Genomic DNA, 17,844 nt, shown 5'->3' on the forward strand with positions numbered 1-17,844 from the left:
ACCTGGAAAACTCATGGATACCAAAAGCGAACTTCTTAGCCATCATATTTCCCAGCAATTCAATCATGAACTGGAGGAGTTACGAAACAACCTCCTGTCCATGGGCGGGCAGGTTGAAAAGCAAGTATCCGATGCGATCAATGCCCTGATCAATGCTGACAGCGAAGGGGCTGTTGAGGTCTGCGAGAAAGACACCGACATTAACTTCATGGAACTGGCCATTGATGAAGAATGTTCCCGCATTCTGGCCAGACGCCAGCCAGCAGCCAGTGACCTCCGTCTGGTGATTGCCTGCTCCAAGGCCGCGACCGATCTGGAAAGAATTGGTGACGAGGCGGCAAAAATTGCCCGCTTTGCCATCAGTCTCACTGAACAGGGCGAAGCGCCCAAAGGTTATATCGAGACCCGCCATATTGGTAACCATGTACGACAGATGGTGCAGGATGCACTGAATGCTTTTGCCCGTTTCGATGCCGATCTTGCTCTGGCGGTTGCCAAGGAAGATAAAACCGTCGACCGGGAATACAAGAGTGCCACAAGGGAACTGGTCACCTACATGATGGAAGACCCAAGATCCATTACCCGGGTTCTGAATATTATGTGGGTATTAAGATCACTGGAACGGATTGGCGATCATGCCCGCAACCTGGCGGAATACGTTATCTATCTCGTGAAAGGCAGAGATGTACGACACATTGGTATTAAAAGAATTCAGGAAGAGGTGTTCGATAAGAGTTGATCATTGAGATTGAGCTCTGTGAATACCATTGAATAAAAACCCGAGGCGTTACGAACTCGGGTTTTTTAAGGTATTACTCAATCTTGCAAACGAAATCTCTCGTAAATGAGGTCAGTAATGGGCCGAAGATCTTTATCGTCGGCAGATACTTCATCAATTTGTTTTTGTAATGATTCTTTTTGATCCTGAAGCTCTCTGTACGTCATCTCGAAGTAAAACGGCAAAGTATTTTCCACAAAGTTGCGACCTCTTATACTCAAACAATTGATTGCACGAGCCTTGAATACTTCGCCATCTTCTGATTTCTCATCCACCTCAATAAAATTCAGCTGTTTACAGGCACGAGCAAAGTGATATAAAAAACCTTTTTCACCTAATAGCTCTTTTAATTTTTCGCTACCGACTATTGAATCTTTAACCTCATCAAAAAGAGCACCCATTGCCTGCCCCATATCAACCACTGCGGCTTTACGACCTTTAGCAATGGAAAATGCTTTAAAAACAGTGGTGTCCAGCTCAAGAAGGATCTCAATTAACTCACTTGTCAATGCTTTAGCCTTATCGGAGGAAAGGTCTTCGATCCCAGCACCTCTTTCAACCAGATTTTCCAGAAAGTCATTCATCAACAATCTTGCTCTCTGCTCATTTCGTTCAAGGCGCCAGTAATGAAGTTTGACCCCAACACTCCAGGGATCGGTTTTGCGTTTGTAAATAGACTTATTAAATGACAATTCGGTCCTGGGTGATCTGCTGACTTTATCTAAAGCCGTCGATAGCGCTTCAAGGACGTGAACCAGTTTTCCAAAAATTTTTCCATATAATCTTTTACAATCATTTTTAAAACCGGAAAGACTTAAATGGCTCGCAGCAAAAGACTTAATTCCTTCAAAGCTCACAAACTACCTCCATGCCGAAAAAGCATCATATTTAGTATTTTATGTCATTAACAACAATTAAACGTCAGATATAAGACACTCTTTAATTACTTTCTTATTAATCATTTAAGACCAATAAACTACGCTAGTATTAATTCAGAAACCTTTTAACAGATATAAGCAGTACCTCTGTTATTTATTTTTTATTTCATTGGCAATGAACTATGAATTACAGTGCAGCTGCAGAAGATGCAAACGAAGAGTGGGGCATACCCGAGAGCGGTCAAAAGGAGTTTGATCCTTTACTGGAATGCCTCAGTATTCTAACCAAGCATTATGGAAAGCCCTTTTCTCACGACTCTCTTCGTGCCGGACTACCTCTGGAAAATGGCAAACTGACCGCAGAGCTGTTTTCCCGAGCAGCCCAAAGAGCGGGTCTTGCGTCGAAAACTCACAAAAGAGCGTTGAAAGATATCTCTCCTCTGGTAACGCCTGCAGTTCTTTTTCTGAAAGAACGTAAAGCCTGCATTCTGATTGATATCGATCATGAAGAAGGCAATGCCCGGGTGATTATTCCTGAAGCCGGAGAAGGTGTCAGGAACATCGACCTCCCGGATCTGGAAGAGTACTATACCGGCTACACCATCTATGTTCGCGAAAAGCACCGATATGACAAGCGTACTCCCACCACGCTGAATATTCGCTCCCGACATTGGTTTTGGGGGACGATTCTTGGCTCCTGGAGAATTTATCGTGATGTCCTGCTGGCTTCCCTACTGATCAATATTTTTGTGGTGGCCAGCCCGCTGTTTGTCATGAATGTTTACGACAGAGTGGTACCTAACCAGGCTTTTGATACTCTCTGGGTGCTGGCAGTGGGTGCCATTATTATCTTCAGCTTCGACTTCGTACTGAAAATGATTCGAAGTTATTTTATTGACCTGGCCGGGAAAAAATCGGACATATTGCTCTCATCCCGGGTTATGGAGAGAGTATTGGGTTTGAGCATGTCGGCCAAACCGGTTTCGGTCGGCTCCTTTGCCAAGAGCCTTCAGGAATTTGAGAGCATTCGGGAGTTTATCACCTCATCAACAGTGATTGCCCTGGTGGATCTCCCTTTCACCCTGATCATATTGATGGTGATTTTAATTCTGGGTGGACCACTGGCTTACATTCCCCTGCTCTGTATGGCCCTGATTGCCATTTACAGTTTTGCTATTCAAGCCCCTCTCAAGCGTTCCGTTGAGAAAACCCTGCGCTCCAACTCCCAGAAAAACGCTACCTTGATTGAAAGCCTCTCAGGCATGGAAGCCCTGAAAATTGCCCAGGCAGAGAGCGAGATTCAGTACAAGTGGGAAAAAGCGGTCGGCCACATAGCCACCTGGAGTATCAAAACCAAATTGTTGAGTTCTTCCGCATCAACGGTCAGCGCTTATGTTCAACAGATGTGTAACGTTGCGCTGGTCTCCTACGGTGTTTTCCTGATTTCTGAGGGTGACCTCAGTATGGGTGGCCTGATTGCAACCGTTATGTTGTCAGGCCGATGCCTCGCCCCCATGGCTCAGGTAGCAGGTCTTGCCACTCGTTACAACCAGGCTAAATCAGCCCTGGATGGACTGAACGATATCATGGACATGCCGGTAGAACGTCCGGCAGACCGTGACTATGTCAATCGTCCTGAGCTGGCCGGAAGCATTGAATTTGATGGTGTTGATTTCACATACCCGGGTCAGGAGATCCAGGCCCTCAGAAACATCAATCTGCACATCAAACCTGGTGAAAAAGTAGCTATTATCGGTCGCATCGGTTCTGGCAAAACCACGATAGAGAAGCTGATTCTTGGCCTTTATGAGCCCAATGAAGGCGCCATCCGGGTCGATGGTATTGACCTGAGGCAGATCAACCCTTCAGACCTTCGTAGCAGCATTGGTTGTGTCTCTCAGGACATCACCCTGTTCTATGGCAGTATCAAGGAAAACATCACCCTCGGCGCCAGCTTCGTTGACGACGCTGCTCTGCTGAAAGCGGCTGAAATATCCGGTGTTACCGAATTCGCCAACAAGCATCCAAACGGCATGGATATGATCGTGGGCGAAAGAGGACAAAATCTCTCAGGCGGGCAGCGACAGAGTATCGCATTAGCCAGAGCTCTGTTGATGGACCCACCAATCCTGGTTCTTGATGAACCGTCCAGCTCCATGGATAACACCACCGAATTGCGAGTCAAAGAACAACTGAAAAAGCAATGCAAGGATAAAACCATTGTTCTGGTCACTCATAAGGCTTCCATGCTGGAGCTGGTTGATCGCCTGATCCTGGTGGATAACGGAAAGATTGTTGCGGACGGACCCAAGGATCAGGTTCACGCAGCCCTTAAGCAAGGCAAACTCAAAATCGAGTAACCCTGCAGCCAGCAATGAGCTGCCAATGACCTTGAATGGATTGAACAGGATCGTGCAATGAGCGAGTACAAGGACGATAAAAACACTTCTGAAATACCAGAAGATCAGCCTCATGAGACTTCGAATACTCAATCAACAACTCCGTCCCGGGAGGCAGAGTATGAAGTGAGTTCTGATGATCATGAAGTTCTGACCGAAGAAGCCGTGCTCGAAGAGCTGGAAGAACGGGACAGGCAGAGTGAAGAAGATGAAAACCTGAAGAATACTTCTTCACTGGAAGACAATGTCAGTGCAGAAGATCTGGAGTACATGTCTGATACCAGCGCTGCCATGTTAATGAAAGCCCCAAGAGGCGGCAGGCTGCTTATTTACACCATGCTGCTGGCTATTGGCTCTGCCATCACCTGGGCCAGTCTGGCACCACTGGATGAAATCACCCGGGGCATGGGAGAGGTCGTTCCCTCTTCTCATCTGCAGGTCATTCAAAACTTTGAAGGCGGCATACTGGAAGAGCTTTTTGTCCAGGAGGGTGAGCTGGTCAAGGAAGGGCAGCCGCTGCTGCAACTGGACGACACCCGCTTCAAGTCCACCTTCAGGGAAGGTGCCGTTGAGTATTACAGTGAGCTGGCCAAAGCCGCCAGACTTAGTGCTGAACTGTCCGGCAAGCCACTGAAATTTCCTCCCGAATTAAGTCATTACCAGGATTATGTGGATCGAGAGAGACAGATTTACCAGAGACGAGATGCCGGTCTTAAAGCCGAGCTTGATATTGTCAACAAACAAGCTTCTCAGGCCAAGCACGAACTGACCGCTTCCGAGTCACAACTGGAGTTTTTAACCACCAGTCTGGAGCTGGGAGAAGAGGAGCTGGAATTGACCGAACCTCTGGCTGAGCAAGGCGTTATTTCTCACGTAGAAATGATTCAGCTCAGGCAGAGAGTCAACGATCTGGCCTCTGAGAAGAAGATGACAGAACTCTCCATTCCCAAGCTGAATGCAGCCTATCAGGAGGCCCTGGCACGTAAGCGAGAACTGACTGTCAAATTCCGGGAAGAAGTGGTTCAGGAGCTGAAAGACGTTGAAGTCAAACTGGACCAGATGTCTGAAACACAAACCAGTCTGGAAGATCAGGTAGTCAGGACACTGCTTCGCTCGCCGGTCGAAGGCATTGTTAAAAAGATCAATGTTAAAACCGTAGGCGGAGTTATACAGCCTGGAATGGATGTCATGGAAATTGTCCCGGTAGAGGAATCCCTGCTGGTTGAAGCCCAGATCGCTCCTAAAGATATAGGCTTTCTCAGGGAAGGCATGAAGTCTGTCGTTAAGCTGACCGCCTACGACTTTGCCGTCTATGGAGGGCTTGAAGGCTTGGTAGAGCACATAAGCGCAGACACGATAAAGGATGATAAAGGGGAAAGTTTCTACATCGTTCGCGTCAGAACCCATGAAAATCAGCTTGGCAACCCTGAAAAACCACTGGAAATCATCCCGGGTATGAAGGCTAACATCGATATTATCACCGGAGAGAAAACCCTGATGGAATATTTGATGAAGCCAATTCTCAGGGCCAGACAGAATGCTCTGACTGAGCGATAGACGCTTCAGGAATGGAATATGCCTCCCAGCTCTGATGGTTCCATGCCTGTCATCGGCCACGTTCAGAAAACCGATGGTGATGTATTCGCCATCGCCCCTGATGGCAGCAAACGCATTCTTCAGGAAGGGGATCCCCTCTATCTCAATGACAGGGTAGTCTCTGAATCCAGTAGCCCTGTTTCTATTCTTCTTGTCAGTAGCGAAGTCATTGAGCTGAAGGGTCAGTCTCAGCTTGTCATGATGCAGGATATGCTTCTGCCTGCATCATCTGATACTGATGGCTCATCAGAAGCGGAAGAGATACTGGATGCTATTGCAGAAAGAGCAGATTCTGCCGCAATCGCCCCTATTAAAGTTAACCCTGTTGAAGTTTCTGAACCCTCTTCGTCAGAAGAACCTAACAGTTCCTCTCAAGATCCCAGTCAGGAAGCAAGCGATGGCTTATCCGGTGAAGTCGTTGTTCTGGAGAGAGATGTCACAGAATTAGAACAACAAAGAGAGATTGAGCCGCTATCGGAATCATCAGAAGAAATTAAACAACCGCTTGAATCCATTCAACCATTGTTTGTACCCGAAAAGATCAATGAAGAATTAGCCAGCTCCTCTCCTGTCAATTATGCGCCCACCGCTCAAAACATGATTATGAATAACGGCGAAAGCGCTACAGAGCTGGAAGGCAAGCTCCAGGCCTTCGACGCCAACACCGGAGAAGCTCTAAAATTCAGCCTGGTCACTACTCCTGACTCAGGGCAGTTGATACTCAATGACGATGGCAGCTTTCGATTCCTGCCCGGGAGTGACTTCGATTACCTTGCAGCAGGTGAGCAAACGGTTGTTACTTTTATCTTTGAAGCCATAGACAGCAGCGGAGCCAGTTCAAGGGCTTCTGTCGATATCACCATCACAGGTGACAACAACGAAAGTATCAAGGATACCTCGGAAACTGCAAAGCCAGTATTAGCCGAGATTGTTCAGAGTGATGACGAAACAACCATCGATCTGCTCTCTCAGGCTTTTGACAAGGACCCTTCAGACACTCTCTCTGTGACTCAGTTACGACTGACTGAGGGCAACGAGGCCGGTGTCAGCATTGGCCTGGATGGCAACAGCCTCAGTATTGACCCCGAAGCCTATAAATATTTGGCTGCTGGCGAAACAGAAACCCTGACCTACGAATACCTGGTCACGAATTCCCGGGGAGAGTCCGTTTTAGAGTCTGTCACTATTACGCTCTCTGGCGACAATGATCAGCCTCAGGTCAGAGAAGCCGTCATTCAGACTTTTGATAAGAACAGCGATGACTTTAACGTTGACCTCTTGGCAGGTGCGTTCGATCTGGATTCATCAGACAACCTCAATGCCGTCTCTCTCAGGATAACAGCGGGGGATCCTTCAGGTATTACAATCGCTGACGATGGCAACAGTCTTGATGTGGATGCGTCTGCTTATGAGCATCTGGCTGGAGGCGAATCTGAAGTCATTGAGTACAGCTATGAAATAGAGGATGGGCAGGGTGGTGTTGTCAGCCAAAGTGCGTCCATTACCGTTGAGGGCACCAATGATAATCCGGAAGATATTGAACTCTCCGGTACCCGCATTGATGAAAACCAGGATGGTGCGGTTGTGGGTACTCTGTCTACCAGAGACAAAGACCTTTCTGACTCTCACACCTACACCATTGATGACCATCGCTTTGAAGTGGTAGACGGCGATCTCAAGCTGAAAGAAGGCATAGCCCTTGACCACGAAACCGATGACTCCGTTGATGTTAAGGTAACAACCACCGATGTTGATGGTGCCGCCTATTCAGAGAATTTTACCCTTGAAGTCAATGACATCAACGAAGCGCCTGTGGCCACAGACAGTTCGACCACTATCGATGAAGACAGCCTCTATCGTTTCACCCTGAATGACTTTCCCTACACTGACCAGGACGACGGTGACACGCTGAAAGCGATCGTCATTGAGACTATTCCAGCCAGTGGATCGCTGGAACTCAACGGCAGTCTGGTATCTGAAGGCGACGCCATCAGTCAGGCTGACATTTCGGCGGGCTTACTGACGTTCCTTCCTGTAGCCAATCAAAGTGCAGACAACTACACCCGCTTCAATTTCCGAGTGAACGATGGTGCCCTGTCTTCTGATATCCAGACTTTCACGATCACTGTCAATCCGGTAGACGATGCTCCCGTTGCGGGGAATCTTGATCTGGGATCAACTCCGGAAGATACCTCTTTTGTCATCACTGCTGCTGATCTTCTGGCTTCAGCCAGTGATATTGATGGGGACAGCCTGAGTATTCAATCCGTCACCCTGGCAGACCCTGCCACAGGCAGTCTGGCGAACAATCATGACGGTACCTGGAGCTACACACCCACTGCCCATTACTTCGGTGATGATGTTACTTTTAACTTCACCGTTTCAGATGGAACCTCAGGCGATGAAGCCAGCGCATCAGCCACACTTGACGTCATTTCTGTCAATGACGCAGCAGTAGTTGCCGGAGTTGATACCGGCTCCGTCACGGAAGACGATAACGCCACATTAACCACCAGCGGCAACCTGACCGTTACGGATGTTGATGCCAACGAAGCTGTTTTTCAGGCTGAAATACTTTCAGGAAGCCATGGGCAGTTATCCATTAACGCTGATGGCAGCTGGACTTACAGTGCTGATAACAGTCAGAGCACCATTCAGACATTGGGCGACGGAGACTCACTAACAGACAGTTTTACAGTGCAGACTGCCGATGGTACACAACATATTGTCACTGCCACTATTCATGGCACCAACGATGCGCCAGTAGTCACCGCAGGAGGCACTCTAGCTTACACAGAAAACGACAACCATCAGGTAATAGACAGTCATATCACTTTGACAGATATTGACTCTGCCACCATAGAGAGTGCCACGATCACGATCATCAGCAATTTCAGTTCAGCTGAAGACAATCTGGCTTTCACCGATCACAACGGGGTTTCCGGAAGCTGGGACTCATCAACCGGTACCATGACGCTCTCTGGAACTGCAACGGTCGCGCAGTATCAGGCAGCACTGAGAACGGTCACCTACTCAAACAGTTCTGACTCACCCTCTACCGCTGATCGCATCGTCAGCTTCAGTATTAACGACGGTCATAACAGCAGCCATATAGCCACCAGTACCATCACGATAAAGGCCGTCAATGATGCTCCGGTTACGGCAGGGACACTGGTGACGTCCGACGAAGATACACCTTATATCTTCAGCACATCTGACTTCGCCTTCTCTGACCCGGATGCCGGACAGACACTGCAAAGTATCAAAATCACTCAGCTGCCCCTGGCAGGTGAGCTGCTCTTTAACGAATCGGCTGTCACTGCGGGCACAGAAGTAACAAGGAACGAACTTTTAGCGGGCCGATTGAAATTTGAGCCGACTCAGAACGAACATGGCAACCTTTACGCCTCATTCGAATTTCAAGTCAGTGATGGCAACCTCTTCTCACCTTCAGCAACTTTCGACTTCAGCATTACATCGGTTAATGATGACCCAACACTCAGCTCTGCCATTGCGAAAAATTTTGTTGAAGACTCGGCTTCAGTCAATATCGACCTGCTTGAGTCTGCTGCAGACGCTGATGCTGGTGATAACCTCTCCGTGACTCAGATCACCCTGTCATCCGGTGATGACTCTGGCATCACCATCAATGGCAACACCCTTACCGTTGACCCCGGCACCTACGACTATCTTCCCGACGGAGTGACTGAAACCATTGTCTACAGCTATGACATCGAAGACGGCAATGGTGGCTCAGTTTCCCAGACAGCCACTCTGGTCATCACCGGTACAAACGACAGCGCACAGATAACAGGTCTTGATACAGCAACCATAACTGAAGACAGTCATGCCAGCACCCTGACAACCTCAGGCTCCCTCACCATCACTGATGCTGATCAGGGTGAAGCCCAGTTTCAAGCTGAAACCCTGACCGGAACTTATGGTGATCTTGTTATTGATGCCAGCGGACAATGGACTTATACGGCTGATAATACACTTCTGGAGATCCAGAGGCTGGGCGACGGTGATACTTTAAGTGAAACCTTCACAGTCACTGCGGCAGGTGGTGATAACCACAATGTAGCTATCAGTATCGACGGCAGCAACGATGCTCCCACTATCAGCAGCGTTAACGATGTCGCCGGAGCTGTGACTGAGATTGTCGACGGTGGTGCGGGTGAGAACAGCAACACCCTGACCGACACCGGCTCCTTCACCATCGCCGATGTGGATCTTTCAGATCAGCAGAGTGTCAGCGTCAGCGCCGCAGCCAATGGTTATCTGGGTAGCCTGACTGCCATGGTAGCAGACGACACCCAGGGCGATGGTAATGGCCGCATCGACTGGAGTTTCAGTGTTAATGATGCCGACATTGATTATCTGGGTGACGGTGAGATCCTGACCCAGACCTACACCGTGACTGTTAACGACGGTGAGGGCGGCACCGTCGATCAGCAGGTGACCATTACCCTTACTGGCAGCAACGATGCTCCCACTATCAGCAGCGTTACCGATGTCGCCGGAGCTGTGACTGAGATTGTCGACGGTGGTGCGGGTGAGAACAGCAACACCCTGACCGACAACGGCTCCTTCACCATCGCCGATGTGGATCTTTCAGATCAGCAGAGTGTCAGCGTCAGTGCCGCAGCCAATGGTTATCTGGGTAGCCTGACTGCCATGGTAGCAGACGACACCCAGGCCGATGGTACTGGCCGCATCGACTGGAGTTTCAGTGTTAATGATGCCGACATTGATTATCTGGGTGACGGTGAGATCCTGACCCAGACTTATAGCGTCACTGTCGACGATGGCGAAGGCAGTACAGTAGCTCAGCAGGTAACTATTACTCTGACTGGCACCAACGATGTGGCAGTAATCACGGGCGATGACAGTGGCAGCGTCACTGAGGACGCCGGCAACACCCTCATGACTTCCGGCACCCTGAGTATCGCCGATGTCGATGGCGGCGAAGCCAGTTTCACCCCAGAGACCATCACCGGCACCTACGGCTCACTGACCATTGATGGCAGTGGCAGCTGGAGCTATTCGGCCAGTAATAACCATGCTGATATTCAAGTTCTGGGCAATGGTGACACTTTGACCGAAACCCTTACGATTCGGACTTTGGATGGCACCACCCGCAATATTGTCATTACCATTAACGGCACCAACGATGTGGCAGTCATCACTGGCGATGACAGTGGCAGCGTCACTGAGGACGTCGGCAACACCCTCATGACTTCCGGCACCCTGAATATCACCGATGTCGATGGCGGCGAGGCCAGTTTCACCCCAGAGACCATCACCGGCACCTACGGCTCACTGACCATTGATGGCAGTGGCACCTGGAGCTATTCGGCCAGTAACAACCATGCTGATATTCAGGCTCTGGGCAATGGTGACACTTTGACCGAAACCCTTACGGTTCGGACTTTGGATGGCACCACCCGCAATATTGTCATTACCATTAACGGCACCAACGATGTGGCAGTCATCACTGGCGATGACAGTGGCAGCGTCACTGAGGACGCCGGCAACACCCTCATGACTTCCGGCACCCTGAGTATCGCCGATGTCGATGGCGGCGAAGCCAGTTTCACCCCAGAGACCATCACCGGCACCTACGGCTCACTGACCATTGATGGCAGTGGCAGCTGGAGCTATTCGGCCAGTAATAACCATGCTGATATTCAAGTTCTGGGCAATGGTGACACTTTGACCGAAACCCTTACGGTTCGGACTTTGGATGGCACCACCCGCAATATTGTCATTACCATTAACGGCACCAACGATGCGGCAGTCATCACTGGCGATGACAGTGGCAGTGTCACTGAGGACGCAGGCAACACCCTCATGACTTCCGGCACCCTGAGTATCGCCGATGTCGATGGCGGCGAAGCCAGTTTCACCCCAGAGACCATCACCGGCACCTACGGCTCACTGACCATTGATGGCAGTGGCAGCTGGAGCTATTCGGCCAGTAATAACCATGCTGATATTCAAGTTCTGGGCAATGGTGACACTTTGACCGAAACCCTTACGGTTCGGACTTTGGATGGCACCACCCGCAATATTGTCATTACCATTAACGGCACCAACGATGCGGCAGTCATCACTGGCGATGACAGTGGCAGTGTCACTGAGGACGCCGGCAACACCCTCATGACTTCCGGCACCCTGAGTATCGCCGATGTCGATGGCGGCGAAGCCAGTTTCACCCCAGAGACCATCACCGGCACCTACGGCTCACTGACCATTGATGGCAGTGGCAGCTGGAGCTATTCGGCCAGTAATAACCATGCTGATATTCAGGCTCTGGGCAATGGTGACACTTTGACCGAAACCCTTACGGTTCGGACTTTGGATGGCACCACCCGCAATATTGTCATTACCATTAACGGCACCAACGATGTGGCAGTCATCACTGGCGATGACAGTGGCAGCGTCACTGAGGACGCCGGCAACACCCTCATGACTTCCGGCACCCTGAGTATCGCCGATGTCGATGGCGGCGAAGCCAGTTTCACCCCAGAGACCATCACCGGCACCTACGGCTCACTGACCATTGATGGCAGTGGCAGCTGGAGCTATTCGGCCAGTAATAACCATGCTGATATTCAGGCTCTGGGCAATGGTGACACTTTGACCGAAACCCTTACGGTTCGGACTTTGGATGGCACCACCCGCAATATTGTCATTACCATTAACGGCACCAACGATGCGGCAGTCATCACTGGCGATGACAGTGGCAGCGTCACTGAGGACGCCGGCAACACCCTCATGACTTCCGGCACCCTGAGTATCGCCGATGTCGATGGCGGCGAAGCCAGTTTCACCCCAGAGACCATCACCGGCACCTACGGCTCACTGACCATTGATGGCAGTGGCAGCTGGAGCTATTCGGCCAGTAATAACCATGCTGATATTCAAGTTCTGGGCAATGGTGACACTTTGACCGAAACCCTTACGGTTCGGACTTTGGATGGCACCACCCGCAATATTGTCATTACCATTAACGGCACCAACGATGCGGCAGTCATCACTGGCGATGACAGTGGCAGTGTCACTGAGGACGCCGGCAACACCCTCATGACTTCCGGCACCCTGAGTATCGCCGATGTCGATGGCGGCGAAGCCAGTTTCACCCCAGAGACCATCACCGGCACCTACGGCTCACTGACCATTGATGGCAGTGGCAGCTGGAGCTATTCGGCCAGTAATAACCATGCTGATATTCAAGTTCTGGGCAATGGTGACACTTTGACCGAAACCCTTACGGTTCGGACTTTGGATGGCACCACCCGCAATATTGTCATTACCATTAACGGCACCAACGATGCGGCAGTCATCACTGGCGATGACAGTGGCAGTGTCACTGAGGACGCCAGCAACACCCTCATGACTTCCGGCACCCTGAATATCACCGATGTCGATGGCGGCGAGGCCAGTTTCACCCCAGAGACCATCACCGGCACCTACGGCTCACTGACCATTGATGGCAGTGGCACCTGGAGCTATTCGGCCAGTAACAACCATGCTGATATTCAGGCTCTGGGCAATGGTGACACTTTGACCGAAACCCTTACGGTTCGGACTTTGGATGGCACCACCCGCAATATTGTCATTACCATTAACGGCACCAACGATGTGGCAGTCATCACTGGCGATGACAGTGGCAGCGTCACTGAGGACGCCGGCAACACCCTCATGACTTCCGGCACCCTGAGTATCGCCGATGTCGATGGCGGCGAAGCCAGTTTCACCCCAGAGACCATCACCGGCACCTACGGCTCACTGACCATTGATGGCAGTGGCAGCTGGAGCTATTCGGCCAGTAATAACCATGCTGATATTCAGGCTCTGGGCAATGGTGACACTTTGACCGAAACCCTTACGGTTCGGACTTTGGATGGCACCACCCGCAATATTGTCATTACCATTAACGGCACCAACGATGCGGCAGTCATCACTGGCGATGACAGTGGCAGCGTCACTGAGGACGTCGGCAACACCCTCATGACTTCCGGCACCCTGAATATCACCGATGTCGATGGCGGCGAGGCCAGTTTCACCCCAGAGACCATCACCGGCACCTACGGCTCACTGACCATTGATGGCAGTGGCAGCTGGAGCTATTCGGCCAGCAACAACCATGCTGATATTCAGGCTCTGGGCAATGGTGACAGCCTGTCCGAAACCCTGACGGTTCAGTCTTTGGATGGCACTACCCACAATATCGTTATTACCATTAATGGCGCCAATGACGGTCCAGCTATTGATGCGGGTACGCCAGACCAATCTGCAACCGAAGAACAGGTATTCAGCTACCAGGTACCTGCAAACGCTTTTTCCGACATAGACGGTGACAACCTGACTTATTCTGCCACACTGGATGATGGCAGTCCGTTACCCGCATGGCTGTCATTCGATCCATCCAATGGCACTTTTTCCGGAACACCCGATGACCCGGATCTTGGACAAATAACCATCAAAGTGACTGCCAGCGATGGTATCCTCAGTGTTTCAGATCAATTCAAAATTAATGTTGCAGGGGTCAACGATGCTCCGGAACTGGTTGGCACCCTTAATAATCAGATGGTGGCGGAAGAATCTGCTTTCAGTTACACCATTCCGGCAAATGCTTTCTCCGACGCAGAGGGCGACACACTGACTTACAGCGCCAGTCTGGCCGATGACGATCCCCTGCCCGCATGGCTGACGTTCGATGCCGGAACCCGAACCTTCAGTGGAACACCTGATGATCCTGATGTTGGCAATCTGTCAGTCAAGATTTCCGTTTCGGATGGTTCAGAGACAACGGATGTTTTCTGGTCAATGAATGTCACGGCTGTCAACGATGCCCCTGAATTGTCGGGCAGTCCTCTTATCAGCGGAGTTGAGGCAGCCTACAGTTTCTCAGATAACACGGACATTTCAGGTAACGGTAACAACCTGACCCTCAGTGGCAGTGCCACACTGGGCAGCGGACATAACGGCGGTCAGGCCTTTGAAATGAATGGCAGCTCCGGTGGTGGTGAGATTTCGGGGCTTAAGATCGGTGGAGCCCTGACCATTTCTGCCTGGGTGAAATACGACAGCCTGAATCAGAACTGGTCCAGAATAATAGACTTCGCGAATGGTCCTGCCGACAACAATATTCTACTTGCTCATATCGGCACATCGAATGATCTCGCTTTTGAAATCTATGACGGGGCAGGCTACCCCGCAGACGGTCAGCTCCATATCAGCAACTTTTTTACCGAAGGTGAGTGGGTTCACCTGACAGCCACTATCGATAATACCGGAGCAATGCGGATCTATAAAAACGGAGAGCTGGCCGGAGAGAATCTCAACGGGGCTGTTCTTCCGGAGATTGTCCGATCAGGCAACTATGTCGGCAAGAGCCATTGGGGTCATGATGGTGATCTGGACGGCTCAATAGACGATTTTGCTGTTTTCAACAGTGCCTTGAGTGCTCATCAGGTCAAAGCCGTCTATGAAGCTGACTCAGTAGAAAATCTCATCAGCGATGCCTTCCATGTTATCGAACAGAGTCCCAACAGCACTGTCCTTGGCTCAGTAGCGGCGACGGATATTGATAATGCCAGTAACCAGCTGACTTACACCTTGAGTAACGATGCCGGTGGCCGCTTCACCATAAACAGTTCAACCGGTGAAATTTCAGTGGCTGACAGCACACTGCTGGACCATGACAGCAACGCATCTCACACGATTACGGTGCAGGTGAGCGATGGCCAGCTCAGCAGTACTCGCGATTACACGGTTTTTGTTAACAGCAGCACGCTGTCAACCTATGAGGATACCAGCTATGCCCTCACTCTGACCGATCTGAGTCACAGCGATCAGGAAGCGGCTGCCATGACCCAGATCAAGCTATCAACCTTACCTGATGAGGGAACCCTGAAGCTGAATGGCGTTGCTGTGACGCAAGATCAGGTCATCAGCAAAGCGGATATTGAAGCAGGTCTTCTGGTCTTTGAGCCAGACAGCAACGAAGCCGACGATAACTACACGTCTATCGGCTTCAAAGTACACGACGGTAACAGCTATTCTGGTGAGTATACCCGGACATTTGATGTGGCAGCGGTGGCGGACAGCGTCACCATGAATAATATCGGCTCTGAAGTGTTGAATAGTACCTTTGATGGCAACAACACTGATGGCTGGCAACGAACCAACCCTTACGGCATCAGCCATTCAATGGTTAAGAATAATCGGCTGAATAACTATTATTCAACTGAGAGCTATAGAAACATTGATACCAGTGACAGTTCTGTTCAGACGTACGAATTAACCTTCATCCTTCACCATGAGAGAAATCTACACCATACCACCAACATCAGGGTGAAATGGAATGGACAGACAGTCGCAACCTATACGGAAGCTCCCGGTTCAGGTACCCATACATCGACCAAAACCATCCTGTTAAACGCAACGGGTAATCCCAGTACAGAGCTGCGATTCGACGAAGATATCAATGTGTTTTACCTGGACAATATCCGGATCACCAAAGTGCGTGCTACGGATGAGGATACCGCTTTCAATCTGCCGGATCTCGGCATCACCCAGGTCGACAGCGACGGTTCTGAAACGCTGACCGTTTCTGCCGATGGCGTACCTGCCGGAGCAGTGCTCACTGATGGCAGCCACTCAATAACAGCAGATGGAACCGCTGTCGACATTTCCGGCTGGGACTTCGCTAATCTGCAAATAACACCACCGGCAGACAGCACAGATACTATGAATCTGACGTTCACAGCCACCACGACAGAAAGTAATGGTGACAGTTCATCAGTCAGTGAGAGCTTGTCCATCAGGGTCAACTCGGTAGATGACAAACCAGTATCGTCAGACAACAGTCTTTTATTAAAACAGACGGACAGTTACACATTCAGTACCGAAGATTTCAGCTTCACCGATGGTGATGCCGGTGACAGCCTGCAATCCATTACCATCACCTCTCTGCCCGCTTCCGGCGCTTTAACGCTGAATGGTGCTGCTGTGACAGCCAATCAGGTCATTACCGCAGCAGACCTTGGCAATCTGACCTATACCGCTCCAGCCACTGATCCGGATGTTGGCACCAGTTTTGGTTTTACGGTGAGCGATGGCATTCTTTCCAGTGATCCACAAACATTCAGCCTTAATGTAAGAGGTACTTACTCTCAAAACCTGCTGACTAATGGCAGTGCTGAGAATGGCACCTCTGGCTGGAATATTATTGCAAACGGTGGTGATGGCTGGGGTTCAGGCAATAGCAGTCACGACGGCGACGGTCAGAGTTGGGTTACTTCCAATGCCTGGGCGAAAAAGTCACAAACGGTGGATCTTCTGGCCAAAGGGTTTACCGAACAATATCTGGATTCTGCTCCTGACATCAGTGTCAGCGACTGGTTTAAAGATAACGGTGCCAACGATGATTATTACCTGAAAGTTGAACTGCGGGACGCCAGCAATAATGTTATTGCTTCCTACGACACCGGAACATTGACTGCAACCGACAACTGGCAGGAGGCTGCTAATACCTTCAGTAATTATGGTGCCGGTGTCCGCTATGTTTATTTTGAACACGGCGCTAAAGACCAGGAAAACCTGAGTGGTCATCACGGGGCAAGCATTGACGACTCAGAAGTGGTATTAAAGATTGGTGATGTTGATCTGGTGGGTACCAATTCCGGAGAAATTATTGATGGTACAGTTCAGTCCGACACTCTCAGAGGTGAAGGGGGTGCAGACACCCTTCTTGGTGATGCCGGTGACGACCTGATATTTGGTGGTGCGAGTAAAGACATCATCACAGGCGGAGCAGGCGATGACATTCTCTCGGGGGATGATGATAGCGATACCTTTGTCTGGCTTGCTTCTGACCTGGGGTCAGCCGCTAATCCTGCCGAGGATGTCATCAAGGACTTTAACACAGGCTCCGGTGGGGACGTTATAGATCTAAGTGATGTCCTGGTGGATAATTCAACGCCTCTGGACCAGTACCTGAGCCTGAACTTTGATAACGGCGACACCACCATCGAGGTGATGCCAGACGCTGACGGTGATATTACCCAGAAGATTAAGCTGGAAGGTGTTGATCTCTCAGGCTACGGGGGAGGCAGTACCGACGCACAAATCCTTAACAACCTGATTAGTGACGGCAACCTTCAAATCGATTGATTCGACA

At 50.3% G+C, this 17,844-nt stretch carries 5 protein-coding genes; 4 read left to right on the forward strand and 1 reads right to left on the reverse strand.

Features of this window, described 5'->3' with window-relative positions:
- The first annotated feature begins 13 nt into the window (after positions 1–13).
- The gene (gene phoU, locus ACO6VG_RS04855) at positions 14–739 is read left to right on the forward strand and encodes a phosphate signaling complex protein PhoU (protein WP_422472933.1); all 726 of its coding nucleotides are present in this window, start codon (positions 14–16) and stop codon (positions 737–739) included.
- Positions 740–816: 77 nt separating this feature from the next.
- On the opposite strand, the gene ACO6VG_RS04860 is transcribed toward phoU, so the two are convergent.
- Complete coding sequence (locus tag ACO6VG_RS04860) at positions 817–1,635, reverse strand: hypothetical protein (protein ID WP_422135856.1); 819 nt, start codon at positions 1,633–1,635, stop codon at positions 817–819.
- 203 nt (positions 1,636–1,838) lie between these two features.
- On the opposite strand from ACO6VG_RS04860, the gene ACO6VG_RS04865 reads away from it, so the two are divergent.
- Genes ACO6VG_RS04865 through ACO6VG_RS04875 form a run of 3 tightly spaced genes read left to right on the forward strand, consistent with a single transcriptional unit; the run spans position 1,839 to position 17,837 of the window.
- Positions 1,839–4,016: a type I secretion system permease/ATPase gene (locus tag ACO6VG_RS04865; RefSeq protein WP_422135857.1), complete on the forward strand. Its 2,178-nt coding sequence runs from the start codon at positions 1,839–1,841 to the stop codon at positions 4,014–4,016.
- Between the two features lie 57 nt (positions 4,017–4,073).
- Positions 4,074–5,612: an HlyD family type I secretion periplasmic adaptor subunit gene (locus ACO6VG_RS04870; RefSeq protein ID WP_422409803.1), complete on the forward strand. Its 1,539-nt coding sequence runs from the start codon at positions 4,074–4,076 to the stop codon at positions 5,610–5,612.
- Positions 5,613–5,630: 18 nt separating this feature from the next.
- Positions 5,631–17,837, forward strand: a complete 12,207-nt coding sequence (locus tag ACO6VG_RS04875) for a VCBS domain-containing protein (RefSeq protein WP_422472935.1) — start codon at positions 5,631–5,633, stop codon at positions 17,835–17,837.
- The last annotated feature ends 7 nt before the right edge of the window (positions 17,838–17,844 follow it).

Origin of the sequence: Endozoicomonas sp. ALB032 (genome assembly GCF_049310125.1) — a bacterium.
Taxonomy (GTDB): Bacteria; Pseudomonadota; Gammaproteobacteria; order Pseudomonadales; family Endozoicomonadaceae; genus Endozoicomonas_A.

Excerpts from the sequence above, each read along its gene's own strand:
- ACO6VG_RS04870 (WP_422409803.1), top strand. The coding sequence starts at position 4,074 with ATGAGCGAGTACAAGGACGATAAAAACACTTCTGAAATACCAGAAGAT.
- ACO6VG_RS04865 (WP_422135857.1), top strand. The coding sequence starts at position 1,839 with ATGAATTACAGTGCAGCTGCAGAAGATGCAAACGAAGAGTGGGGCATA.
- ACO6VG_RS04875 (WP_422472935.1), top strand. The coding sequence starts at position 5,631 with ATGCCTCCCAGCTCTGATGGTTCCATGCCTGTCATCGGCCACGTTCAG.
- phoU (WP_422472933.1), top strand. The coding sequence starts at position 14 with ATGGATACCAAAAGCGAACTTCTTAGCCATCATATTTCCCAGCAATTC.